A 22,659-nucleotide genomic window follows, 5' to 3' on the forward strand; every position below is an offset into this window, starting at 1 on the left:
CCCCCCCGCTTGTGACGCCGCCTGATCCGATTTTTTTGGGGTTTTCCTCATGCACGCCTATCGCTCCCACACCTGCGGCGCCCTGCGCGCCACCGACGCCGGCTCCCCGGCCCGCCTGTCCGGCTGGGTGCATCGCAAGCGCGACCATGGCGGGCTGCTCTTCGTCGACCTGCGCGACCACTACGGGCTGACGCAATGCGTGATCCCGACCGGTAGCGCCGTCTTCGACGTGCTGGACAAGCTGCGCCCGGAAAGCGTCGTGACCGTGACCGGCGACGTGGTGGCGCGTGAGGGCTCCACCGTGAACCCTCACCTGCCGACCGGCGCCATCGAACTGCGGGTGCGCGAAGTGCATGTGCAGTCGGCGGCCGAGGTCCTGCCGATCCAGGTCGCGGGCGAACAGCAATTCCCCGAGGATTTGCGCCTGCGCTACCGCTTCCTGGACCTGCGGCGCGAACGCCAGCACCGCAACCTGATGCTGCGCGCGGGGGTCATCGCCTCGATCCGCGCCCGCATGGTCGCCCAGGGCTTTACCGAATTCCAAACCCCCCTGCTGACCGCCAGCAGCCCCGAAGGCGCGCGCGACTTCCTGGTCCCCGCCCGCCTGCATCCCGGCAAGTTCTACGCGCTGCCGCAGGCGCCCCAGATGTTCAAGCAGTTGGCGATGGTCGCGGGCTTCGACCGTTACTTCCAGATCGCGCCCTGCTTCCGCGACGAAGCCTCCCGCGCCGACCGTAGCCCGGGCGAATTCTACCAGCTCGATTTCGAGATGAGCTTCGTCACCCAGGAAGACGTTTTTGCGGCGATCGAGCCGGTGCTGCACGGGGTGTTCGAGGAATTCTCCGACTACTCCGGCACCAAGCGCGCCGTGACCCCCGCCCCCTTCCCGCGCATCCCCTATGCCGAGTCGATGCTGCGTTTCGGCAGCGACAAGCCCGACCTGCGGAACCCGATCCGCCTGGCCGATGTGACCGAGGCCTTCCGCGACTCCTCCTTCGGCCTTTTTGCCCGCGCGGTCGCCGCCGGCGGCATCGTGCGTGCCATCCCGGCCCCGGGTGGCTCCGCCCGCCCGCGCTCCTTCTTCGACGGCATGAACGAATGGGCGCGTGAACAGGGCGCCGGCGGCCTCGGCTACATCGCGTTTGAGGCCGGCGGAGAAGCCCGCGGCCCCATCGCGAAAAACCTGCAGCCGGAACGCATCGCCGCGATCCGCGCCGCCTGCGGCGCCCAGGATGGCGATGCGGTCTTCTTCGCCGCCGGCCCGGAAACCGCGACCGTCCGCCTGGCGGGCCAGGCGCGGACCAAACTTGGCACCGACATGGGGCTGATCGAGGCCGATTGCTTCAAGTTCTGCTGGGTCACCGACTTCCCGATGTATGAGAAGGACGAGGACACCGGCCGCATCGACTTCAGCCACAACCCCTTCAGCATGCCCCAGGGCGGCATGGAGGCGTTGATGGAGAAGGACCCGCTGACGATCAACGCCTACCAATACGACATCGTCTGCAACGGCATCGAATTGTCCTCCGGCGCCATCCGCAACCACCGCCCCGACATCATGATCAAGGCCTTCGAAATCGCCGGCTATTCGGCCGAGCAGGTCGAGGCCCGCTTCGGCGGCATGCTCAACGCCTTCCGCTACGGTGCCCCGCCGCATGGCGGTTCGGCCCCCGGCATCGACCGCATCGTGATGCTGCTGGCCGATGAGCCGAATATCCGGGAAGTCGTGCTCTTCCCGATGAACCAGCAGGCCGAAGACCTGATGATGGGCGCCCCGGCGCCGGTCGAGGATATCCGGATGAAGGAATTGTCGCTGCGCTGGGTGCTGCCGCCCGCCAAGGGGTAAGGGCAGTGTCAGTGCCGCCAGACCTTCACCGCTGACATCAGCAGGATCGCGGCCAGCAGCGGCAGCAGCACGGGCGTCGGCACCAGGCCAAGCAACTGGCCGCCGATGAACGTGCCGAGGACAGACCCCGCCGCCATCACCAGGATGAAGCGGCGGTTCCGCCCCAGCACGGCAAAGCTGCGATCCCGGCTGTAGCGGGTGAAGCCGACGATCATCGTCGGCAGGCTCACGGCAAGCGACAGGCTGCCCGCCAGCTTGATATCGGCGCCAAACAGCAGCACGAGCGTTGGAATCAGCAACTCGCCCCCGGCCACGCCAAGCAGCGACGCGACGACACCAATCCCAAAGCCGGCGACGACACCCGCCAAGGCCTGCGCCAGCCCCGTCAGCAGCGCCCCCGAACTGGCCGTGTCATGCGCGAACAACAGCGCGGCGGCGATCAGCACCAGCGCGACGGCAATGACGCGATAGAGGCTTTGCGACGTCAGCCTGGTTGCCCAGCCCGCCCCGAACCATGCGCCGAGCAGGCTGCCCGCCAGCAGATTGACGATGATGGGCCAATGCGCCGCGACCGTGCCGAATGGCACCGTGCCCGCCCGAAAGGGCAGCGCCGTGGCGACGACGACCAGGCTCATCGCCTTGTTGAGGATGACCGCTTCAAGAGCGGCAAAGCGGAACAGGCCGATCAGCAGCGGTAGTCGGAACTCCGCGCCGCCCAACCCGATCAGACCGCCCAATGCGCCAATGACGGTGCCGCCGAGGAACGGGGCCGCCAGCACATGTTCCCGATTGCTCATGAGGCTTTTTCGCTATGGCAAAAATACCATAGCGATCTCCAAGTTTCAGCGGGAGAAGCAAACGACGAACAATCGTTAGATTTTGGGGCCTATCTCGGGCACTGCTTGCCTGCCAAGCGCTTCCATATCCTCCGACGCAAGCGCGACCGCCGCCTTTTCAAGCCGCCGGTAGCGCTCGAGAAGCTCGGTCCCGAAAGGCGTCAGCCGCGCGCCGCCGCCGCGCGCGCCGCCCGGCGCAGCACTTATGACCGGCTCGATGAAAGCCTGATTGATGCTATCCAGCAGCGACCATGCGCGCTTGTAGTCCATCCCCATCTCCCGCGCCGCAGCCGAGATGGAGCCGGTATCGCGGATGCTTTCGAGCAGCGCCGCTTTCCCAGGGCCGATCCGGGCCCCGGACGAAAAGACGAAGGATATCCGCAGTGTTGGCATGGGGCGCAGGATAGACGCCGGGGCGTGGCAAAGCACGACGGACCCTGGCGCATAAATCGACACGCCCGGCCCAAAGGGTGCGGACAGGCGGGGGACGCGCTAGATGGGAGGATGAATCCCGTCTGGAGTGCCCCGCCCATGCGCCGCCGCCCTTCGATTGACCTGTTCCGCCCCGCGGTCGCGCTGCTCTTCGCCGGCTTGCTGGGCGCCCAGGCCCCCGCCTCCCCCCCGGCCCCGGGCGCCATCGCGGGCATGGAAACCCTCCTCGCCCATCGCGCCGCCTATTCCCTGACCCTGGAACGCGCCCGCGACCGCAGCCAGATCCGCGAGGCCAAGGGCGCCATGGTCTTCGAGGTGACGGACGCCTGCGAAGGCTGGGCGACCCGCCAGCGGCTGACGATGACCCTGACCGACACCGACGGGAACGACATCGACACCGCGTCCGACTACTCGACCTATGAATCCAAGGACGGCCGCCGCCTGCGCTTTTCCATGGTGCAGACGGCCAATGGCGCGATCCGCACCCAGGTGACCGGCGAGGCGCTGCTGGAGGCCGATGGCTCCGGCGTGGTCCGCTACGCCCAACCCACGGTGAAGGAAGAACGCCTCCCCCCCGGCACCCTGCTGCCGATGCTGCACACCCTGCGCGCCGTCCAACTGGCCCGCGGCGGCGGCCGCATCCTGACCGCGCCGCTGTTCGACGGCACCAGCGAGGATGGCGCCCAGGACAGCACCACCATCATCGCCGGCTGGTCCGGCCCGCAGCCGAACGAACGCTTCCCCAGCCTGGCGGCGCTCTCCTCCGCGCGGATGCGGATCGCCTTCTTCAGCCGCGCGCCCGCCGATGGCGCCAGCGGCGGCGCCAGCGCCCCGGAATACGAGGTCGGGCTGCGCTACTTCGAAAACGGCGTGGCCGACGAGTTGTCGATGGATTTCGGCGAATTCGCGATGGGCGGCCGGATGTTGGAAATGGTGCCGCTGCCCGGCGGCTGCTGACGCGGAATCGGTCCGGCCACCGCCGACCGCATGCTTCGCCACCCCGGCGCATCGGCCCGGCTTGCGCGTGGGGCGCTGAACGCGTGACAATGCCTTCATGGAACGCCCACATGAGAGGGGCGTCTGGAGGAATCGTCACATGGACCGTCGCACTATCCTGCAAGCCGCCATCGCCGGCGCCACAACCTTGGCAGCCCCCGCGATCGCGCAGGATTTCACCCAAAGCCTGCGCATCGTCGTCCCCTTCGGCGCCGGCGGCACCAGCGACATCCTGGCCCGACTGATCGCAACCCCGCTCGGCCGCGCCCTGGGCCAGGCGGTGATCGTGGACAACCGCCCCGGCGCCGGCGGCAATATCGGCGCCGACTTCGTCGCGAAAAGCCGGCCCGATGGGCACACGATGCTGCTGCTCGACGTGTCGGTCCTGGCGACCAACCCATTCCTCTTCCCGCGCCTGCCCTTCGACAATGTGCGCGACCTGGCGCCCGTGCAGATGCTGCTCTACGCGCCCTACATCCTGGCGGTGAACAACACGCTGCCGGTGCAGAACGCGGCCGAACTCATGGCCTATGCCAAGGCCAACCCGGGCAAGATCAACGCGGCCAATTCCGGCACCGGCACCCTGTCGCACCTGGTGGCCCTGTCACTCGCGGCGTCCTGGGGGACGGAGATGGTGGCGGTGCCCTATCGCGGCGGCGCACCGGCGCTGCTGTCGCTGGCATCGAATGAATCGAACCTGACCCTGGCCGGCGCGACCCAGTCGCAGGCCTATGTCGTGAACGGCCAGATGCGCGGCATCGCCGTCACCGGCCGCAACCGCCTGGCGGCCGTGCCGAACCTGCCGACCTTCCACGAACTGGGCTGGGCAGAACCCGATTCAGGCACCTGGCAAGGCATCCTGGTGCAAGGCGCCACCCCGCCCGCCATCATCGCGCGCCTGGAACGCGAGATCGCCACGGTCCTGGCCGACCCCACCATCCGCGCCCGCATCCAGGACCTGGGCGGCGAAGTGGCGGCCGACGGCGCCGCGGCCTTCCGCGCCAGGCTGACGGAACAGACCGCGGCCTATGGACGCATCATCCAGGCGAACAACGTGCGGATCGAGTGACGCGGGGTTGAAGTATTGGGGAGGGTGCGCCGTGGAGAGGGCTTCGCCCCCTCCACACCTCCCCCACCAAGGGGCCGTGGCCCCTTGGAACCCACGGGATTTGGCAAAATAATGGGAGGGGCATCACGGGCGCCCCCTTGATCGAGGGCGCACGATGCCCCTCCCATTATTTTTCCAATACATCGCGCCGGTCCAGGGGCGGCGGCCCCTGGTGGGGAGAGTTTGAGAGGGGCAAAGCCCCTTTCAAAGCGCAACTTCCCCATGACTGCACGCCCATCAGCGCCGCCAGAGCCACATGGCCAGAAGTGGTGCTGCCACCGCCACCGCGCCGGCCACGACCGGCACGACCGATGCGCCGCCCTGGCTGATCGCCAGCCCCGACCCCAGCACGCCCAGGGCGGCGAACCCCACCGACACCGGCGCCAGTACCCGCACCGCCCAGGGTTTGAACCCGGTGATGCCGGCGCCCCAGATGGCCAGCGGCAGCATCGCGACGAACAGCGGCACCGATCCGAGTTCCAGCGGCGCCACCACTTCGAACCACGGCAACACGGCCGCGATCGCGCCAATGACGCTGAGCGACGCGGCGATAGGACGCAGGCTCATCGCGGCAACCCCGGCGTCGGCGTGTCGATCACCGCACAGGTCAGCCGGCTGATGCAGGCCAGCTTGCCATCGGCGCGGCGGATCTCAGTCTGCCACACCTGGGTGGTGCGGCCGATGTGCAGCGCGCGGCAGATCGCCGTCACGGTCTGCCCTACAGCCACGGCGGCGACGTGGTTGGCGTTCACCTCCAACCCCACGCAGACCATGCCCTCGGGCGCCGCCATCCAGCAGGCCACGCTGCCGAGCGTTTCCGACAGCACCACCGACGCCCCGCCATGCAGGATGCCGGCGGGCTGGGCGTGGCGACGGTCCACCGGCATCTCGGCGCTGAGCCAATCGGGGCCGAATTCCAGCAGCTGGATGCCGAGCAGCCCCGGCATGGTATCCGCCATGCGCGCGTTCAACTCGGCGGGGTCGTTCGGCTTGCGCCAGATCGGTTTGGTATCGCTCATGCGGCGAAGGGTCGCAGGCGGCGGCGCGGCGTCAAGCCATCGCCGCCAAGCGGCGTCAAGCCATCGCCGCCGGGCGGCGTCTCAGCATCGCCGCCAGGCGGCGTCAGGGCACCGCGGCGCGCCAGCCGCGTCCATCGCGACAGCATCAGGCTGGCGACGACCCCGACCCCGACCGCCAGGCCGATCCAGATGCCCAACGGCCCCATGCCGCCCTGATGCGCCAGCAACCAGCCCCCCGGCAAACCAATGACCCAATAGCCGATGCCGACCAGCAGCATCGGCACCTGCGTATCCCCCAAGCCGCGCAAGGCGCCGGTCGCCACCACCTGCACCCCATCGGCCAGTTGGAACGCCCCGGCCGCCAGCAACAAGGGCACGGCGATAGCCACGACAGAGGGCGCCAACGGATCATCCCCGCCCAGGAACACCCCGGCCAGCGCGCCCGGAAACACCACCAGCAGCACCCCCATCGCCGCCATGAACCCGGCCCCCAGCCCGATGGCGACAAACCCCGACCACTGTGCCGCCGCCGGCCGCATCGCCCCCGTCGCGTAGCCGACGCGCGTGGTCGCCGCCTGGCCGATCCCCATCGGGATCATGAAGGTGAAGCTGCAAACCTGCACCGCGATGGCATGCGCGGCGACCGCCGCCGAGCCAAACCCGCCGACCAAAAAGGCCGCGGCGGAAAACACCCCGATCTCCAGCACCATCGACCCCGCGATCGGCAGCCCCAGCCGCAACACCTGCGGCACGCCCAGCAGCGCCGACCCCGCCCCGCGCAAGGGCAGGAACAGCCGCAGCCGCCGCAACCGCCGATCCGCAGCGACCGCCCACAGCAGCCCGCCGAACATCAGCGCATTGGCCAGCGACGACGCGACCCCCGCCCCCACCACGCCCATCGCCGGCACACCAAGCGCGCCAAACACCAGCAGCCAATTCAGCAACGCATTCACCACGATGCCGATGGCCGCGACCACCAGGGCGGCACGCGGCCGCTCCTCGGCCGCCAGCAAGCCGCGCAGCACGATGAACAGCGCGAAGGGCAGCAGCCCCCACATCAGCGCCCGCACGTAATCCTGCGCGAGGGCCGCCAGCGCCGCATCCTGGCCGATCAGCCGCAGCACCGCCTCCGCATGCCACAGCACCACCCAGGCCGGCAGCGTGGCGGCGACGGCCGCGATGCTGGCCGCATGCACCGCCCCACGCCGCCCGCGCAGCAACCGCACCCCCCGCCCACGCGCCTGGGCCAGCAAGGGCGCCGCCGCCATCGCCAGGCCAAAGGCCGGCGCCAGCACGGCCCAATACAGGTTGGCGCCCAGGGTGGCGGCGGCCAGCGCCTCGGCCGACAAATGGCCGAGGAACAGCACATCCGTCACCGTCAGCGCCATCTGCGACAGGTTCGTGAGCGCGAGCGGCCAGGCGAGGAGGAGGATCAGGCGCGCTTCCTGGCGCCAGGTGTTTTTGGGGGCGGTCATGGTGGGGCGGGGTGTAGCAGAGCGTGGGGGGATTCCGAGAGACGCCGCCTCTCGGGTTTTTGGCGCGCGGTGGGAAGGGCTGCTTCTGCTTGAAGATGCAAGCCTTACCGGCCATATAACCGGGCATAATCGCAGGAGGGTCTGGATATGAACGAAACGCCCCAGCGCCGCGCCGTCGATGCCTACCGGAACCGCTTGGCGGAACGCGGGATGGCGCGCTTCGAGGTTGTTGGCCGCGACGCCGACCGGGACCTGATCCGCAGCGTCGCCCGATGCCTGGCCGAAGACGGCGCGCAGGCCGAAAAACTCCGCGCGGCCGTCACCCAGACCATCGCCGCCCCCGCCCCGAAGACGGGCGGCATCCTGGCAGCCCTGCGCCGCTCGCCCCTGGTGGGCGAAGACCTCGACCTCACCCGCTCCCACGCCGAGGAACGCGCGGTCGATCTGTGACGCGCTACCTGCTCGACACCAATATCCTCAGCAACGTCATCAAGCCTGAACCCTCCGCCGCTTTGCTGACCTGGCTCGCGGCACAGGCGGATGATGACCTGTTCATCGCGTCGCTGACCCTGGCCGAGATACGTCGCGGCATCCTGGGCAAGCCGGCGGGACGGAAACGGGTGGCGCTGGACGCCTGGTTTGCGGGCGCGGAAGGACCGCAGGCCCTGTTCGCCGGCCGCATCCTGCCATTTGACGCAAAGGCGGCGCTGGCCTGGGCGGAACTGATGGCCGAGGGCGCGGCGGCCGGGCGCCCGCGCAGCCCGCTGGACATGATCATGGCCGCGGTGGCGGCGGCGAATGGCTGCGTCGTGGTGTCGGATAATGAGCGGGATTTTTGGGGGATCGAGGTTCTGAACCCGCTGCGTGAGGCTGCTGGATGATATGCGCTGAAAGCAGTCGGTCGAGGCCACCCGGCGGCGCGCGCGGTGAGGGTGGGCCAGAAGGCCCACCCTCGGTCCGCTCGACTTACTTCCGGACCGCAGGCTTTGTGATCGGGTAAAGCGGTGCGGCAGGGCGCGCCTGGGCGGTATCCAGAAGCCCCCGTCCAGTCGGCAAGGGAACGCCCAAGGCGGCTCGCATCGTGTCGCTCAAGAGCAACGATTGACGTGTTCGTTCAGGGATGCCGGCCGCCAAAAGACCGGCAAGTCCACCGGGCGTAGCCCACTGTCTGCGGTCCGTCAGGTCGCGAACCGGCGCCGGGCCGCTTGCCTTCACACCAGCGATCGCGTTGTCACAGTCGGCCTCATTGCGATAACCCTCGCCAGAGGCAACAATTTCACCGTTTCCACCGCACAGGCGCCAGCGGAAATCGCCGGCTGGATCGTTGTACTTCTCGTAAAACAGGCTGTCCGTTTTCATTGTCAATATTCCACTAAGGCGGCGCCGACATTTGTCGGGCCGGTCGGTCAGTGGGGGTTGACCTAGAGCAGCGCGTCGTTAGACGATCGCGCCTGTTAGAGCCCCTTAACCTGCCGCCCCAATATGCGGACGAGGTTCGGATGCCAGGGGTCGCTTCGGTGTTCCAGACCTGGCGACCCCACTCATCCGCGATCAAGTGTGATCATATCATTCCGGTTGGTGCCGACGAAATTGCACCGCGATGGACGCCTTCCGATAGTCAGCCTCGGATTGGCTCTAACCTCAAAAAAAGCGCGACTTTCCGCCGTTTTCTGGCGCCAGGCCATTTACAACTACGTCTGTAAACCCTGGCGGCGAACGGCATACGAATCCAGCACCGCCGATTCGTTCAGGTCGTGTCCCACGTCGTGGTGTCGGATCAATGAGACACGATCGTTCGATGGGATTCTTCGACGCCAGTTCCTAATGTCCCTCAGACGTGCACCGTCAAACGCTGTTGCTGCCCGCCGTCCCGAAGCCCCCGCGAGATGACACCGTCATCGCCACCTGGCACCGCCTCCTCCGCAAATACCTTCGGCGACGCGGATGCCTACGACCAGTTGATGGATCGCTGGAGCCGCCGCCTCGCGCCCCTACTGATCGCATTCGGCGGCTTGGCTGATGGTGAGCGCGTGCTCGACGTCGGCTGCGGGACCGGCAGCCTCGCTGTCCCTTGCCACGACCTTCCGCAGTGCCGGGATCAGGTGGGATGAGCGGGGATGTGGTGGGACGAAAGCCAGGTAAAAATTGGGTTTTCGCGCGATCGAGGGCCGCTCTGCAGGGCTGAAAGACTGTCCGCAGTAAACCCAGAAAAAATGGGTTTTTGACAAGAGGTTTCGCAGTGGCGGGGGGATCGGTGGTCGGTTCCTCGAACTCTCTTAAAGCGCTCTTAGAGGGTGTCTCGGGTTCGCGTCGGGAGGCGTGGAACAGGATGACTGTGCCGGCCGGAACGGGGGCCGTCAGGGCATGTTCGAGGGGGTCGGGCGTGGCGTCCAGCAGGTGCTGGAGAAGGAGGATGATGGACTGCGGCGGGGGCATCTGGGTCTCCGGCTGGCAAGGCCGAAGGTGAACGAAATGGGAACGACCCGATAGACGGTCGGGCCAGTTGTCCCCGCTATTCTTCGATCGGTTGGGGCGGTTTGGGGCTGACGTCGTGGGTGCGACCGGCGCGCATTTCATCATACAAAATCGACGTTATCTGCATGATACGCCTGGGATTTGGGTTGATCAGACCGCGTTGGAGGAGGCCCTGGCGGGCCGTTTCAAAGGCATCGGCCAGGGTGTCCATGTTGAGGGACTGGAACATCTTGACCTCGCCCTCGTGAGGGCTTGCGGGCGGCGCCACCGGGTCGCCCTGGTGCATCGGACCTTCGCCTGTCGCGAGCCATTCCAGGCGGACTTTCGTGACCTTCGCGAGGGTCAATAAAGTGCCCAGCTTGGGCTCCGAGCCGCGAAGATAATTTTTAAGAGTGCCTAAGGATATGCCTGCAGCGGTCGCTATGTCGGCCTGCTTACCCGCGTCGGAAACCGCCGTCCGCAGGCGATCAGCGAGGCCCGGGACTTCAGAGTTAGCCTCCTGAACTCCGAAATCATTGACTGCCGTGTCGTCAGACAATTTTTTGCCGATCATTCAAAGGGTTAGGCAGTGATTTGCCCATTTTGGCGGACCTGTGAACTCTGAAGTCATTTCCTTGCTTGCGCAGAGACATTTTATTGACCATCCTGCCAACACATTGTCCCACACCCCCGCGCCTCCGGCGCGTCTGGGACGGGCCGGCGGGATCGGATCGGATGGCGCAGCAGGGCTTGCACAAGGAGGAGATCAAGGCCGCGCTGGTGAAGCGCTTCGGCCCGATCACCGCCCTGTCCCGCGCCTGGGGCTGGGACCCGACCGCGATCTCCGTCGCCCTTACGGGAACGAAACTGCGCGCTCCGGTCGCGAAGCGCATCGCCGATGCTCTCGGCGAAACACCCCACACCCTTTGGCCTGACCGCTGGAACCCGGATGGGTCCCCACGGACTCGCCGCGTCATCAATCGGGAAATTGCCACTTCTGGCGTCCCGGCACACCCCGAAAAGAAGAAGGCGGCTTAGACAGGATGGAAATCCTTGCGATCCCACTCGACCGGATTTTGGTCGGCGACCGGCTCCGCAGCATCGATGGCGCCAGCGTCGATCTGATTGCCGCATCCTTTGCCGAGCGGGGACAGGACACCCCGATCACGGTCGGGGGCATCGACTTCGATGATGATGGCGCGCCGCATGACGCCGACCTTTACCCGCTGATCGCCGGCGCGCACCGCGTCGCCGCGGCGCGGATGCTGGGATGGGAGACGATCGAAGCGCGGGTGTTTGCCGGCAGCCAGGACGAGGCGTCGCTGCTGGAGATCGACGAGAACCTGATGCGGCGGGAGCTGGGCGCGCTGGACCGCGCGGTGTTCCTGGCGCGGCGCAAGGAGGTCTATGAGCGGCTGTTCCCGGAGGCCCGGAACGGTCGCGCAAGTAAGAGTCGCAAGGTTGCGACTCTTATCGGGACGCCTGGTTTCAGCAAGGAAACCGCCAAGAAACTCGGGCTCGACAAGGCCACCATCTTCCGGTCGCTGGCCCGCGCAGCGATCCCCGCGGAGATGCGCGCGCGCCTGGCCGGGCACCCTGTCGCCGATAGCGGCGCGCAGTTGGACGCGCTGCTGCGGTTGCCGGACGACCTGCGCGCCGAGGTCGTGGACGCGCTGACCCGGACCGACAAGCCGGCCCGCAACGTCGCCGCGGCCGTGGCGGAGATCCGCCATCTGCCGCCGCGCGACCCCGAAGATGTGCAGTTCGAACGCCTGGCACAGATTTGGGCGCGGACCACCAGCGCCCGGGCCAAGCGGCGGTTCCTGGAGAATATCGGGGCGATCATCCCGGCCAAGGCCGCCGCGTGATGGCCCGCGAGCCCAACTGGCCGATCCTCGACCCGGAACCGACGCCCATCCGCTGGTGGGAGGTCGTGGTCGGCGGTCTTTGCGTCGCGGCCGCGGCATTGGCGTTTTTTCGCTATGGCGGGCTCGCGATCTACGCCCTGCTGGACGTCCGCTAGCGCCATGTCGCGCGCGCGTCCCGCTCAGCCCGATTTGCTGGAATGGACGCCGCCGGTAGCCGTGCGCGCCTTTGACCCCGCGCGGGTCCGCGCCGCCACGATGGCGGGTCGCATCGCCAAGGCCGTGTCGGCGACGCTGCGGGACAGCCCGAAAGATCGGCCGACCATTGCGGCAGAGATGACCGCCTTCATCGGCGAGCGGGTCAGCCTGCACATGGTCAACGCCTGGGCCTCCGAGGCCCGCGAAGAGCATGGCATCCCGCTGGTGAAGCTGCTGGCGCTGCTGCACGTCACCCGCGATCGCCGTTTGCTGGAAATGCTCGCAGCCGATCTGGGCTGGGCTGTGATTGAGCGGCGCCACCTGCCGCTGATCGAACTGGCGGCCGTGCAGGAACGCCAGGACGATTTGCGCCGCCAGGCCGACCGGCTGCGGCACCAGGCGCGCAGCGGGGGCGGGCTGTGATGCGCGAATGGTGGTCCGCAGCTGACCTGGCCAAGCAAGCCCTGCCGGGCCTGCCCACCACTGAACGTGGCATCGCCATGCTGGCGGAACGCCGCGGCTGGTTGGCGGCAGAACATGAAGGATTTCGCTGGCGCGCCCGCGCCGGGCGCGGCGGCGGGGTGGAGTTCCACACCAACGTCCTGCCGCTGGAAGCGCGGTTGAAGCTGGTGGTGCATAGCGCCCCCGTCGCCGCCGTGCCGGCTCGCAAGGTGGCGAAAGAAGCGTTGGCGACACAGGAAATGTGGGCGTGGCTGGAACGCCAGCCGGAGAACCGGCGCACCAAGGCGGGGGAGCGCTTGGACGCCCTGCACACGGTCGAGGCGCTGGCGCAGTCTGGTACGGCCCGTAGCACCGCCTTTGCAATGGTGGCCGAGGCCAAGTCGATCCCCCTGCGGACGCTGTATGACTGGGCGAAGCTGGTCGAATTTGTCGATCGTGGTGACTGGCTGCCGTACCTCGCACCGCGTTTCGCTGGTGGCGGCGTCGACGCCGAATGCAGCGACCAGGCCTGGGATGCGTTGCGGGCACTCTACCTTCGCCAGAATGGACCCGACGCCACGACCTGCGTGCGCGATATCCGCGCGGTAGCAGCCCAAAATGGCTGGAAGCTGCCTTCGGACCGCACGCTTTTTCGCCGGCTGAAGGCCATTGACCCTGCCACCAAGACGCTGAAGCGGCAGGGTGTCGAGGCGCTGAAGCGCATGCTGCCAGCGCAACAGCGTGACCGTTCAGGCTTGCATGCGCTCGAAGCCGTTAATGCGGACGGTCACCGGTGGGACGTGTTCGTCAAATGGGAAGACGGCACCATCGAGCGGCCCATGATGACCGCGTTTCAGGACATCTACTCCGGCATGATCCTGTCTTGGCGGATAGACCGGTCGGAAAACTGGCACGCCGTGCGCTTGGCCTTCGGCGACCTGGTTGAAAAATACGGCATCCCCGACCGCTGCCTGTTCGACAATGGCCGGCACTACGCCAGTAAGAAAATCACCGGCGGCACGAAGAACCGCTTCCGCTTCAAGGTCCGCGAAGAGGAGCCTGAAGGCATCCTTACGGCGCTCGGCGTGCAGATCCATTGGGCCACGCCATATCATGGGCAATCGAAGCCGATCGAGCGCGCGTTCCGGGATTTTGCACGAGGTCTTGCGAAGCATCCTCTGTTCGAGGGGGCTTACACGGGCAACAGCCCGGTCACGAAGCCCGAGCACTACGGAACGAAGGCCGTTCCGATCGCCGTCTTCCTGAAAGTGTTGGAGCAGGGGATCACTGAACACAACCAGCGCACTGGCCGCACCGGTGGCGTCTGCGCCGGACGATCCTTCGAAGAGACGTTCAACGAGAGCTACGCCGCGGCGCTAATCCGCAAGGCAACGCCTGAGCAGCGGCGCCTGTGGCTGCTGGCGGCCGAGGCGGTGGCGGTGAACCGCCAGGACGGCACCGTTACCTTGATGGGCAACCGGTACCAGCACGAACTGCTCTCGCCGCTGCGCGGCAAGAAGGTCACCGTCCGCTTCGACCCGGAGAACCTGCACCAGCCGCTGCACATCTACCGGCTCGACGGCGGCTACATCTGCGCGGCCTCATGCATCGAGAAGGTTGGCTTCTTCGATGTCGAGGCAGCGCAGGCCACGGCGAGGCGCGACAGGGCGATCATTCGCCACAAGAAGGCGGCTGCCGAGCTGGAAGCGCCGATGAGCCTGGATGAGGCCGTCGTGCTGACGAAGCGGATCGATCGTCTGCAGCCGCCGCCAGCACCGCGCCTGGTGCGGCTCTTTCACGGCACATCGGCGCTGAAGCAGCTGCCCATGGCCGACGCGGAAGAGGATGCCCCCGACCCCATTCACGAGGCGATGCGCGCAGCACGACTGGCCCGAACGGCTGGGCGAGTGGCGCTGCGCGCGGTGCCCGACCCCGACGACGCGGATTGACGAACTGGAACCCGGAAATCCGCAGCGTGACCCGGAACGGAGAGAGGATTGCATGAACGACCAGGCAGAGGAACAGGAACAGGAATGGACGCCAGAGGCGATCGAGGTCGTCCGCGTCGCGGCGCTTGAGGCGCAGCAGCGCCTCGGCCTGTCTCAGACCGAGATGGGGCGGCAAATGGGCCGACCGCCCGGCACGCTTAGTGCCTGGCTGAACGGCACTTACACCGGTCGCAGCGAAAAAATCGCGGCCCAGGTGCAGGCCTGGCTGGGCAGTATCCAGGAGCGCGCCCGAATTCGGCGCGTGATGCCGAAGGCCCCCACCTTCATCGAGACGGCGACCGCCAGCCGTATCCTGGAGGTGCTGGCGCATGCTCAGCACCTTCCCGATCTGACTGTGACGGTCGGTCCGCCCGGCGTCGGCAAATCGATCGCGTGCTGCCACTACACGGCCACGGGCAGCAACGTCTGGAAGCTGGTCGCCGAGCCTATCCACAAGTCGCTGCGCGCATTCCTTCAGGACCTCGGGACCGCGATGGGCCTGCAGGGCGGCGGTCGCGTCGATCAGAAGTCGCGCCAGATCGCCATGAAGGTGGCCGGGAGCCGCGGGCTGATCATCATCGACGAAGCGCAGCACCTGCCTAGCGAAGTGCACGACCAACTGCGCAGCATCCATGACAAGGCGGTCGTCGGCATCGCGTTGGTCGGCAACCCTGACATCTACCAAAGCCTCGGCACGCCAGGCCAGACGAAGTACGCCCAGCTGCACAGCCGTGTGGGCAGGCGGCTCACGCTGACGGGGGCGACGAAGGGCGATGTCGCCGCACTGACCGACGCCTGGGGCGTCGAGGATGGCGAGACCCGCGCGTTGATCAGCGCAATCTGCCGCAAGCCCGGTGCACTGCGCGGCATGATGAAGACCATGCGGATGGCCCACATGCTCGCCAGCGCCGCCAATCGGCCGCTGACAGCCGACGATGTTCGCATCGGCTACTCGGGTCTTTCCGACACGCCTCTGACGATCGCGGAGGCGGCATGAGCGACGAACTCACCCGGCATCAGCGGGAGATTATCGGCGCGCGGCTGCTGGTGCTGGCGGGCGGCTTCTACTCCTCTCGCGAGACCGGCGGCAACTTCTCCGCGGCAGACGCCATGAACGTCTTCCAGGAACTGGAGGCCTGCGCCTTTGCCGTGCTGCCGAACGAGATCCCCCGCCCGCCGCTGGCGCCGTGGCGGTTCGTCCATCCGGGTGGTCGGGCGTGAGCGCGCCCCGGAACATGACGGTGGCGCGCATCATCGTGGCCGTGTCCGAAGACACGGGCGTGCCGGTGCCAGCATTCCGATCCGAGGTCCGTACGCATGACATCGCGCAGGCGCGGCATGCGGCGATGTTCGTTGCGCGCCGGCGGCTGGCGACCTGGTCGTGGAAGCGCCTGGCGCGCGAGTTCGACCGCGATCGCAGCACGGTCGCCGGTGCGATCGAGAAGACGGCCAGGCGCCTGCCGCACGACCCCGACCTGCGCGACCTGGTGGCGCGCGTCGAAGCATCCCTTGAACGACAGGAAGGACACGTCTGATGGCCGCCACCGACACCACCCCGCAGATCCCGGAGGGGTTCCGTGCGGACGCCGCCGGGCGCCTGATCCCCATCGCCAGCATCAAGCCCGAGCACCTGCTTGAGGATGAGCTGGTCCAGCAGCTGCACGGCGAGGCGCTGGTCCTGAACCACGCGCTGCTTGCGTTCCGCGCAGGCGCCTTCGAACGCATCCGCGCCTATGTCGCGCTGCTGGAACAGCACTACGGCGCGAAGCGCGGCGGGAAGAAGGGCAATCTCACCCTTTCGTCCTTCGATGGCGCCTTGCGGGTGCAGCTTGCAGTTGGCGAATACATCGGCTTCGGGCCGGAGTTGCAGATCGCGAAGCAACTGGTCGACGAATGCCTGCGGGCCTGGTCGGAAGGTGCGAACGACAATCTGCGCGCCATCGTGAACGACGCCTTCCAGGTCGATCGGGAGGGCAAGGTCAACGCGGACCGCATCCTGACGCTGCGCCGCTTGGCGATCACGGACCCGGTCTGGCAGCGCGCCATGGAGGCGATTGGCGATGCGATCCGCGTCACCAGCAGCAAGGAATACATCCGCTTCCACGCCCGGCCGACGCCGGAGAGCGAGCACGTGATGCTCGCCCTCGATATCGCGAGGGTCTGAGCATGTCGGAACCCAGCACGAACCCAGAACCGGCTTCCGACGTCGGCGGGATCGCCGCCGATCGGCTGCGCAGCATCGTCGAGCGCATCGAGCGTCTGGAAGATGAACGCAAAGCGCTCGCCGGCGACATCAAGGACATCTACGTCGAGGCGGGCAGTGCCGGCTTCGAGCCGTCCGTCGTGCGCAAGATCATCGCGCTGCGGCGGAGGGAGCCGGCCGAGGTCGAGGAGCAGGAGACGCTCCTCGACCTGTATCGCCGCGCGTTGGGGATGTGACGATGGGCGACCCCACCGATCTGGATGCGCCGCGCACCTATCTCTCGGCGGCGCATCACGCCGCCATCATGCAGAAGCTGCGCGCCATGGTGGATGACTTCGCGCTGCAGCTCGATGCGCTCGATATCTGCTCGCAGGTCGAGCTGACCTGCCGTGTCCCGGGCGTCGTGCTCACGATCTCCGTCCGCGACATGGCGCCGGGTGAGATGCCGTGACCAGCGACCGCGACGCCCTGCGCGCCCGCATCCGGGCGCTGCTGTCCCGGACCCAGGCGAACGGCTGCACGGAGGCGGAAGCTCTCGCCGCGGCCGAACGCGCCTTCGCCCTCATGCGCGAGCATGGCCTGGACGAGGACAGCGTTGCCTGCGCCAGGCTGAAGGTCTCCCTCGGCCGGAAGAAGATTGCGGTGGCAGACCGCATGTGGCCTGCCGTCGCATGGGCCTGCCATTGTGAAATCTGGACGGAGACCGGTGGCGACCAGCCGCGTCATGTCGTGTACTTCGGCCGCGCTCCATGGCCCGAGGTCGCCATCTGGCTGCACGGGGTGGTCGATGGTGCCGCCCGCCGCGCATCGCGCGATTACTGCGCAACCCGCGAATACAAGCGCCGTCGCACCGCGAAGACCCGCCGGCTTGCACGCGAGCACTTCCTGGAAGGCTTCGTCGCGTCCCTGCGGGTCAAGATCATCGAGATGAAGGCCGGCGATCACGACGTGCAGATGCGTGACTTGGCGGTCGCGAAGGCCGCGCTCGAACAGGAAGGGCTGAAGTTCAGCAAGGCGAAGGCGCCGAAGCCAACGCCGGATGCAGCGAAGTTCGGCGATGCGCGCGATCGCGGCGTACTGGCCGCCATGGGCGTGGACCTCGGCTGGGGCATCGGTGGCCCAGCCGCGACGAAGCGCATCACTCCATGAACGCCATCGCTCCGTTCCGACGCGCCCTCGACTTGCACATCCTGGATGCCTGCATCCTGCAGGTGACGGACGCGCCGCGGGCGGAGCGGTCGCTCGACGTCGAAATCTATCGCGCCCTGGGCTGGCGCGTCGCGCGCACCCAGGGGCTGCGCGGGCAGGCCTGGCGCTGCTGTTCGCCAATCGCCGCCACCTGGCAGCCGCTGCCCTTGCCGACCGAGGATCGCCATGCGGCCTCGCTGCTGTTTCCGCCCGGCTGGTCCTGGTCGATCGGCGTCCGCCGCGGCCATCCCTACGCCTGGTGCGCTGAGCGGGGCGATATCGTCCCCGGCGTGCTGTGGGCCGAGGCCAATCACCTGACCGTCGAACTGGCCGCCGTGAAAGCGGCGCTCTACGGGCACCGCGCGATGACGCTGCGGGCGCTGGAGCGCCGGGCATGAGCATCGCCGAACTGCCGCCGCAGCGCTTTGCCATCCCCATCACCGGCCATGCATCGCTGCCTGGTACCGGCCCGGCCGGTCAGTCCTGCGGCACCTGCGCGCACCTGGTCCGCGTGTCGGGCAACCGGCGCGACCACGCCAAATGCGGTCACCGCGCGGGCAAGAACACCCGCAGCGCCACCACCGATATCCGCCTGTCCCATCCCGCCTGCCGCTGCTGGAGCGCGCCCGCATGAGCAACACCACCGCCTCCCGCGAACGGCAGGTCTTCGGCGTCCTGGCCGGTTTTGAGGCGATGGTCGCCGAGCGCACCACGCCGATCGCACCCGACGTCGTGGCACGCGTGCTGCGCCTGGTGCGCGAGACGCTGGACGTGCCGGCGGATGTCGTCGCGCGTCGGGACTATCAGCGCAAATGGAAGCGCGCCTATGACGCTCGGGTCCGGGCGGCCCGGCCGCTGAAGACAGAACCGGTGGCGAAGCCGAAGCCGCAACCGCGCCCGGTCGGCCGTCCCCGCCTGGTGACCGATGAGCAGAAGAAGGCCCGCAAGCGCGAGGCGAACCTGCGCTTCCGCGCCAAGGTCGCGGCCCGCACCGAGGTGCCCGTTGCGCCGGCGGTGGTGGAAGCCGCGCCGGCCCCGGTGGTCGCAGTGCCGCTGCTGCGCGCCGCCCCCGAGCCCCAGCCCATAGCCGTTGTGGCCCCGAGCATGCCGGCTGAGGCATCCGCGCAATCTTCCGACGACCAGGTGCTGGCGCTGACCGACCAGCACCGCGCCGATATCGAGACGATGATGGCCGAGGGGCACCACGGCCGGCGCATCGCGCACGACCTGGGGCTGCCGCTCGGCCTGGTGGCGATCCACGTCACCGCCTGCCGGGAGCGCCGGGCATGACGCGCCAGCCCAACCTGTTCGGCCGTAGTGCCCTACCGCCGCGACTGGCCACCGATTTCGAGGCCTTCTGGGCCGCCTATCCGAAGCGGATCCCGAACCCGCGCGCGATGGCCGAGGCCGCCTTCGGCCGTACCGTGCAGGGCGGGGCGGCGCCGTCCGACCTGGTGGCCGCCGCGACCGGTTATGCCGCCGAGTGCCGCCGCCAGGGCATCAGCAACGACTTCATCGTCCACGCCAGGACCTTCCTCGGGCAGGCGCGCTGGATCGACTATCTGCCGAAGCCCAAGGCATCGGCTTCGGCAGCCACCGCGGTCGACCCCGCGCATCCGCTGGCCGCGCTGCAGCCGCTCTTCGGCGCCGCCGAATGGCGCGCGTGGATCCTGCCGATCGAGATCGCGAGTTTGACCGAAGGCATGAGCGCGCTGTTGGTCGCGCCGTCGAAGTTCCACCGTGACCGCCTGCGCCAGCAGCACGCGCCCGCGCTGCAGGCGGCCCTGCGGGTCAGGCGCCTCGAGATCGTGGCACGCGAGGAGATGGGCGCATGAACCCCGGCAACAGCCCCCTGCGCCGCGCACGCCTCGCGCAGTTGCACCTGGCCGCGAAGGCGCTGCGCCTGGACGAGGACGCCTATCGCGACGTGCTGGAGCGCGTCACGGGCAGCCGCAGCGCCGCGACGCTCGGCCTGCCGGCGCTGGACAAGGTGGTCACGGAATTCAAGCGCCTGGGCTTCAAGCCGGCGCCCCCGCGCGGCGCCCGCCCGGCCAGCCACAAGCCGCAGGTGCGGATGATCCGTGCCATCTGGCGTGACCTGTCGGCGCATGTCGAAGACGTCTCTGAGGAGGCTCTGAGAGCCTTCTGCCGGCGCCAGTCGAAGACGAAGGCGCACCCGGACGGGATCGATGCGCCGGAGTTCCTGGACAGCGTCCAGGCCAACCGCGTGATCGAGGGGCTGAGGGCATGGCTGGCACGGGAGAGGGCGAAGGCATGAGTGAGACGATGGCACGTCGCCTGCTGACGGATCCGGAGGTTGTGCGCGCTGTGGCGCATCAGCAGTTCGAGCCGGTGCTCGGCCGTCTGGCCGGGATGGTTCACCCGATGCTGCTGGAGGGCGGGCCGCTCTTTGTCATGGCGGAAGGCAATGCGCGGCTGCCGGATGGCACGCCGGTGCGGTTGCGCTTCACCGCCGAGATCGTGGAATGAGTTGCCGGTCCTGGCGCCGCCGCCGCGCCCGCCGCCAGTTGCGCCGTATGCTGGCAGGGCTTCCACCGGCCCTGCGGGCGCTGGCGATCGCGGCGATGCGGCTGGCGTGATGTCAGCGCCCGACCCTTCGGCGACTTCACGGCATCGGTGCCAGGCCGAGCAGGAAGCCCACTCCTCCAGGCAGGTTCGTCACCGCAATCCGTGTTCGGCCGACCGTCGTTTCGTTCTTGCCACCTACGGCCGGTGGGTTCGAGAAGAGCGCGTTGAAGGCCGCGCCGCGCGCATCAGTGTTCGTCGTTGGTTCGAAATGCGTGAGCAGCACCAGAAATGCAGAGAAGAGAGCTGCAACGCCGCGTGGGGTCCCCTCGGCAGTGACCATCACGTCGCGCAGGGTTTGGCGGTCGGGCTGAGCGGCGGTCACCAAGCTGATGCCATCGGATGTCTGGAACAGACAGGTCCGGGTGAGGACGCTGCCGTCTGCGCGATCACAGTTGATTTGCCTCGCTCGCTGGTCGAACTGCAGGCGGGTCGACGTTGCGTTGTAGCCCGCGACGAAGTCGACCATCGGCTTCCCCCAGCCACTTTGCGGCGCGGGAGTGGGCGTCGGGGCTCGGCGCTGCGGCGCCTGGGCCATGGCAGGTGCAGTTACGACGGCGAGCAGCAGCAGGATCGTCAGGCGCAGCATCGGGGCCTCCAGGTTGGTACTGCTAGCCTGCCGTATCATTACAGCGCCGCACAGGTCATATCTGCCAGGTCCCGTCCAGCGGCATGACCAACTCCCGCCTCCGCCCGCCTGCTGAACTGGCCCACATCGCCGATGCGATTGGTGCGAAGGCGACGCTGTGGCTGGTGGAAGAGCACGGGGGCACAGAGATCTATGTGCCGCACGATCCGAACCAGGGATCGCGCCTGGCACTCTGCATCGGTCTCGACGCGGCAAAGAAGCTGGCGGCGGTGCGCGGCGGCGAAGGTCTCCGGGTGCCGCTTGCGCGCGCCTGGCGCATCCATGTCTATGCCGATCGTGGCGACAAGCGCAGCGCGATCGCGCGCCGCATGGGCATGACCGAAAGCGGCATCTGGCGCGTGCTGCGCGGTGTCGCACAGTGCAGCACCGACCCGAACCCCTACGCCACGCAGATCCAGCGCGACCTCTTCGGCGGTTGACCCCGCGCTGGCGGGGGTAATCCGGCCCGCCATGCGCGCGCGATGGTCCGCGCCATGCCCATCATCGTCACCGATCCCTTCATCAGCGCCTTCGCCCATGTGATCGGCGAGGAGGCTGGCTTCGTGGACCACCCGCGCGATCCAGGCGGGGCGACCAACCTCGGCGTGTCGCTGCGCTACGCCAAGTCCAAGGGGCGCGTCCTCGATCTCGACCATGATGGCGACGTCGATGTGAACGACATCCGCCTGGTCACGCTGGACGATGCACGGGCACTGTATCGGCAGGATTTCTGGTTGCCCGCCGGCTGCCATTGGTTGCCGGAGCCCCTGGCGCTGGTGGTCTTCGACAGCGCCGTGAACTGCGGCGCCGGCCGCGCCGCGCGATGGTTGCAGACAGCGCTGCGCGTGACGGCCGATGGCGTCGTCGGCCCGCGCACCATCGCCGTGGCGCAGGGCCTGGTCCCCGCCGGCCTGCTGGTCGAAGCCATCGCCGACGTGCTGGCCGCACGCAATCTGCACAACGTGACGACCGGCGAATGGGCGACCTTCGGCCTGGGCTGGTCGCGCCGCCTCTTCCGCCTGGCGATGGCCGCCCAGACCTTGATCCCCGAAGGACCTGCCGCATGACCGAAGCCCTGACACAGGCTGCCATTCTGATCCTGGTCGCGCTGATTGGGCTGATCGCCCAGAAACTCGTCGCCTGGATCGACAAGCAGACCGATGTCAGTACCCGCGAGTTCCTCCATGGGCTCTTCGACCTGGTGCTCGATGCGGCGATCGAGAAGATCGGCGGGCTTAAGGGCGGCAAACTCACGCGCGAGGAGGCGATCTCCTACGCCGCGACCTATGTGGTGCATTCCGCCCCGGATGCGCTGCGCCGCTTCAACATGGACCCCGAGCGATTGCGTGAGGTGCTGGACCTGCGCCTGACCACGCGTGGGCATTGATGTGCCGGA

Annotated in this window: 34 protein-coding genes; 26 read left to right on the forward strand and 8 right to left on the reverse strand. The window is 67.9% G+C overall.

Annotated elements, in window-relative coordinates; translation table 11 throughout:
* The first annotated feature begins 49 nt into the window (after positions 1–49).
* Entirely contained in the window at positions 50–1,846 is a 1,797-nt protein-coding gene (gene aspS / locus ACQW02_RS19690) for an aspartate--tRNA ligase (protein WP_431281611.1), read from the forward strand.
* An 8-nt stretch (positions 1,847–1,854) separates the two neighbouring features.
* Here aspS and ACQW02_RS19695 read toward each other — a convergent pair whose 3' ends face one another.
* Positions 1,855–2,643, reverse strand: coding sequence for a TSUP family transporter (locus ACQW02_RS19695; protein WP_431281612.1), 789 nt, complete (start codon positions 2,641–2,643; stop codon positions 1,855–1,857).
* A 75-nt stretch (positions 2,644–2,718) separates the two neighbouring features.
* A complete protein-coding gene (locus tag ACQW02_RS19700) occupies positions 2,719–2,952 on the reverse strand; it encodes a hypothetical protein (RefSeq protein WP_431281613.1) in 234 nt (77 codons plus the stop codon).
* A gap of 261 nt (positions 2,953–3,213) precedes the next feature.
* Here ACQW02_RS19700 and ACQW02_RS19705 point away from each other — a divergent pair, with 261 nt between their 5' ends.
* Together ACQW02_RS19705 and ACQW02_RS19710 are read left to right on the forward strand one after the other, a co-directional pair.
* Positions 3,214–4,071 carry an EipB family protein gene (locus ACQW02_RS19705; protein WP_431281614.1) on the forward strand — a complete coding sequence of 286 codons (858 nt, stop codon included), beginning with the start codon at positions 3,214–3,216 and terminating at the stop codon, positions 4,069–4,071.
* 139 nt (positions 4,072–4,210) lie between these two features.
* The gene (locus ACQW02_RS19710; RefSeq protein ID WP_431281615.1) at positions 4,211–5,179 is read left to right on the forward strand and encodes a Bug family tripartite tricarboxylate transporter substrate binding protein; all 969 of its coding nucleotides are present in this window, start codon (positions 4,211–4,213) and stop codon (positions 5,177–5,179) included.
* Between the two features lie 276 nt (positions 5,180–5,455).
* Here the strand turns inward: ACQW02_RS19710 and ACQW02_RS19715 are convergent, their stop codons facing one another.
* From ACQW02_RS19715 to ACQW02_RS19725, 3 genes are read right to left on the reverse strand one after another with little or no spacing between them, the layout of a single operon-like run.
* Complete coding sequence (locus tag ACQW02_RS19715; protein ID WP_431281616.1) at positions 5,456–5,785, reverse strand: hypothetical protein; 330 nt, start codon at positions 5,783–5,785, stop codon at positions 5,456–5,458.
* A complete protein-coding gene (locus ACQW02_RS19720) occupies positions 5,782–6,237 on the reverse strand; it encodes a PaaI family thioesterase (RefSeq protein ID WP_431281617.1) in 456 nt (151 codons plus the stop codon). The genes ACQW02_RS19715 and ACQW02_RS19720 overlap by 4 nt, the downstream gene beginning before the upstream one ends.
* Positions 6,234–7,712: an MATE family efflux transporter gene (locus ACQW02_RS19725; protein WP_431281618.1), complete on the reverse strand. Its 1,479-nt coding sequence runs from the start codon at positions 7,710–7,712 to the stop codon at positions 6,234–6,236. The genes ACQW02_RS19720 and ACQW02_RS19725 overlap by 4 nt, the downstream gene beginning before the upstream one ends.
* Before the next feature lie 147 nt (positions 7,713–7,859).
* Here ACQW02_RS19725 and ACQW02_RS19730 point away from each other — a divergent pair, with 147 nt between their 5' ends.
* Both ACQW02_RS19730 and ACQW02_RS19735 read left to right on the forward strand, forming a co-directional pair.
* Entirely contained in the window at positions 7,860–8,162 is a 303-nt protein-coding gene (locus ACQW02_RS19730) for a hypothetical protein (protein ID WP_431281619.1), read from the forward strand.
* Positions 8,159–8,593, forward strand: coding sequence for a type II toxin-antitoxin system VapC family toxin (locus ACQW02_RS19735; RefSeq protein WP_431281620.1), 435 nt, complete (start codon positions 8,159–8,161; stop codon positions 8,591–8,593). The genes ACQW02_RS19730 and ACQW02_RS19735 overlap by 4 nt, the downstream gene beginning before the upstream one ends.
* An 85-nt stretch (positions 8,594–8,678) precedes the next feature.
* Here the strand turns inward: ACQW02_RS19735 and ACQW02_RS19740 are convergent, their stop codons facing one another.
* Both ACQW02_RS19740 and ACQW02_RS19745 read right to left on the reverse strand, forming a co-directional pair.
* Positions 8,679–9,071 carry a YegP family protein gene (locus ACQW02_RS19740; RefSeq protein ID WP_431281621.1) on the reverse strand — a complete coding sequence of 131 codons (393 nt, stop codon included), beginning with the start codon at positions 9,069–9,071 and terminating at the stop codon, positions 8,679–8,681.
* Between the two features lie 1,153 nt (positions 9,072–10,224).
* Positions 10,225–10,740, reverse strand: a complete 516-nt coding sequence (locus ACQW02_RS19745) for a helix-turn-helix domain-containing protein (RefSeq protein ID WP_431281622.1) — start codon at positions 10,738–10,740, stop codon at positions 10,225–10,227.
* Between the two features lie 161 nt (positions 10,741–10,901).
* Between ACQW02_RS19745 and ACQW02_RS19750 the strand changes: the two genes are divergently transcribed.
* Genes ACQW02_RS19750 through ACQW02_RS19835 form a run of 18 tightly spaced genes read left to right on the forward strand, consistent with a single transcriptional unit; the run spans position 10,902 to position 20,539 of the window.
* Positions 10,902–11,204 carry a helix-turn-helix domain-containing protein gene (locus ACQW02_RS19750; RefSeq protein WP_431281623.1) on the forward strand — a complete coding sequence of 101 codons (303 nt, stop codon included), beginning with the start codon at positions 10,902–10,904 and terminating at the stop codon, positions 11,202–11,204.
* A gap of 5 nt (positions 11,205–11,209) precedes the next feature.
* Positions 11,210–12,034 carry a ParB/RepB/Spo0J family partition protein gene (locus ACQW02_RS19755; RefSeq protein WP_431281624.1) on the forward strand — a complete coding sequence of 275 codons (825 nt, stop codon included), beginning with the start codon at positions 11,210–11,212 and terminating at the stop codon, positions 12,032–12,034.
* Positions 12,034–12,189 carry a hypothetical protein gene (locus ACQW02_RS19760; protein WP_431281625.1) on the forward strand — a complete coding sequence of 52 codons (156 nt, stop codon included), beginning with the start codon at positions 12,034–12,036 and terminating at the stop codon, positions 12,187–12,189. The genes ACQW02_RS19755 and ACQW02_RS19760 overlap by 1 nt, the downstream gene beginning before the upstream one ends.
* A gap of 4 nt (positions 12,190–12,193) precedes the next feature.
* Positions 12,194–12,652 (forward strand): DNA transposition protein, encoded by a 459-nt coding sequence (locus ACQW02_RS19765; RefSeq protein ID WP_431281626.1) that lies wholly within the window; start codon positions 12,194–12,196, stop codon positions 12,650–12,652.
* Positions 12,652–14,619: a transposase domain-containing protein gene (locus tag ACQW02_RS19770; protein WP_431285935.1), complete on the forward strand. Its 1,968-nt coding sequence runs from the start codon at positions 12,652–12,654 to the stop codon at positions 14,617–14,619. Before ACQW02_RS19765 ends, ACQW02_RS19770 begins: the two co-directional genes overlap by 1 nt.
* Positions 14,620–14,671: 52 nt before the next feature.
* A complete protein-coding gene (locus tag ACQW02_RS19775; RefSeq protein ID WP_431281627.1) occupies positions 14,672–15,655 on the forward strand; it encodes an AAA family ATPase in 984 nt (327 codons plus the stop codon).
* The gene (locus ACQW02_RS19780; protein ID WP_431281628.1) at positions 15,652–15,879 is read left to right on the forward strand and encodes a hypothetical protein; all 228 of its coding nucleotides are present in this window, start codon (positions 15,652–15,654) and stop codon (positions 15,877–15,879) included. The genes ACQW02_RS19775 and ACQW02_RS19780 overlap by 4 nt, the downstream gene beginning before the upstream one ends.
* Entirely contained in the window at positions 15,876–16,193 is a 318-nt protein-coding gene (locus ACQW02_RS19785) for a helix-turn-helix domain-containing protein (RefSeq protein WP_431281629.1), read from the forward strand. Before ACQW02_RS19780 ends, ACQW02_RS19785 begins: the two co-directional genes overlap by 4 nt.
* Positions 16,193–16,822, forward strand: coding sequence for a DUF3164 family protein (locus ACQW02_RS19790; RefSeq protein WP_431281630.1), 630 nt, complete (start codon positions 16,193–16,195; stop codon positions 16,820–16,822). The genes ACQW02_RS19785 and ACQW02_RS19790 overlap by 1 nt, the downstream gene beginning before the upstream one ends.
* A gap of 2 nt (positions 16,823–16,824) precedes the next feature.
* Positions 16,825–17,097: a DUF2312 domain-containing protein gene (locus ACQW02_RS19795; RefSeq protein WP_431281631.1), complete on the forward strand. Its 273-nt coding sequence runs from the start codon at positions 16,825–16,827 to the stop codon at positions 17,095–17,097.
* A gap of 2 nt (positions 17,098–17,099) precedes the next feature.
* Complete coding sequence (locus ACQW02_RS19800) at positions 17,100–17,312, forward strand: hypothetical protein (RefSeq protein ID WP_431281632.1); 213 nt, start codon at positions 17,100–17,102, stop codon at positions 17,310–17,312.
* Positions 17,309–18,010, forward strand: a complete 702-nt coding sequence (locus ACQW02_RS19805) for a DUF7168 domain-containing protein (RefSeq protein ID WP_431281633.1) — start codon at positions 17,309–17,311, stop codon at positions 18,008–18,010. Before ACQW02_RS19800 ends, ACQW02_RS19805 begins: the two co-directional genes overlap by 4 nt.
* A complete protein-coding gene (locus ACQW02_RS19810) occupies positions 18,007–18,447 on the forward strand; it encodes a hypothetical protein (RefSeq protein ID WP_431281634.1) in 441 nt (146 codons plus the stop codon). The genes ACQW02_RS19805 and ACQW02_RS19810 overlap by 4 nt, the downstream gene beginning before the upstream one ends.
* Positions 18,444–18,683: a hypothetical protein gene (locus tag ACQW02_RS19815; protein WP_431281635.1), complete on the forward strand. Its 240-nt coding sequence runs from the start codon at positions 18,444–18,446 to the stop codon at positions 18,681–18,683. The genes ACQW02_RS19810 and ACQW02_RS19815 overlap by 4 nt, the downstream gene beginning before the upstream one ends.
* The gene (locus ACQW02_RS19820; RefSeq protein ID WP_431281636.1) at positions 18,680–19,339 is read left to right on the forward strand and encodes a hypothetical protein; all 660 of its coding nucleotides are present in this window, start codon (positions 18,680–18,682) and stop codon (positions 19,337–19,339) included. Before ACQW02_RS19815 ends, ACQW02_RS19820 begins: the two co-directional genes overlap by 4 nt.
* On the forward strand, positions 19,336–19,884 hold the full coding sequence (locus ACQW02_RS19825; protein WP_431281637.1) for a DnaA N-terminal domain-containing protein: 549 nt from the start codon (positions 19,336–19,338) through the stop codon (positions 19,882–19,884). The genes ACQW02_RS19820 and ACQW02_RS19825 overlap by 4 nt, the downstream gene beginning before the upstream one ends.
* Positions 19,881–20,327, forward strand: coding sequence for a regulatory protein GemA (locus tag ACQW02_RS19830; protein WP_431281638.1), 447 nt, complete (start codon positions 19,881–19,883; stop codon positions 20,325–20,327). Before ACQW02_RS19825 ends, ACQW02_RS19830 begins: the two co-directional genes overlap by 4 nt.
* On the forward strand, positions 20,324–20,539 hold the full coding sequence (locus tag ACQW02_RS19835; protein WP_431281639.1) for a hypothetical protein: 216 nt from the start codon (positions 20,324–20,326) through the stop codon (positions 20,537–20,539). Before ACQW02_RS19830 ends, ACQW02_RS19835 begins: the two co-directional genes overlap by 4 nt.
* Before the next feature lie 136 nt (positions 20,540–20,675).
* On the opposite strand, the gene ACQW02_RS19840 is transcribed toward ACQW02_RS19835, so the two are convergent.
* Positions 20,676–21,224, reverse strand: a complete 549-nt coding sequence (locus ACQW02_RS19840; protein WP_431281640.1) for a hypothetical protein — start codon at positions 21,222–21,224, stop codon at positions 20,676–20,678.
* Between the two features lie 83 nt (positions 21,225–21,307).
* Between ACQW02_RS19840 and ACQW02_RS19845 the strand changes: the two genes are divergently transcribed.
* The 3 genes from ACQW02_RS19845 to ACQW02_RS19855 are packed head-to-tail and all read left to right on the forward strand — an operon-like array spanning position 21,308 to position 22,650.
* The gene (locus tag ACQW02_RS19845) at positions 21,308–21,703 is read left to right on the forward strand and encodes a hypothetical protein (RefSeq protein ID WP_431281641.1); all 396 of its coding nucleotides are present in this window, start codon (positions 21,308–21,310) and stop codon (positions 21,701–21,703) included.
* A 54-nt stretch (positions 21,704–21,757) separates the two neighbouring features.
* Positions 21,758–22,330, forward strand: a complete 573-nt coding sequence (locus ACQW02_RS19850; RefSeq protein WP_431281642.1) for a glycoside hydrolase family 108 protein — start codon at positions 21,758–21,760, stop codon at positions 22,328–22,330.
* Positions 22,327–22,650 carry a hypothetical protein gene (locus tag ACQW02_RS19855; RefSeq protein ID WP_431281643.1) on the forward strand — a complete coding sequence of 108 codons (324 nt, stop codon included), beginning with the start codon at positions 22,327–22,329 and terminating at the stop codon, positions 22,648–22,650. Before ACQW02_RS19850 ends, ACQW02_RS19855 begins: the two co-directional genes overlap by 4 nt.
* Positions 22,651–22,659: the final 9 nt, after the last annotated feature.

Source organism: Humitalea sp. 24SJ18S-53, from assembly GCF_050632385.1.
Taxonomy (GTDB): Bacteria; Pseudomonadota; Alphaproteobacteria; order Acetobacterales; family Acetobacteraceae; genus Humitalea.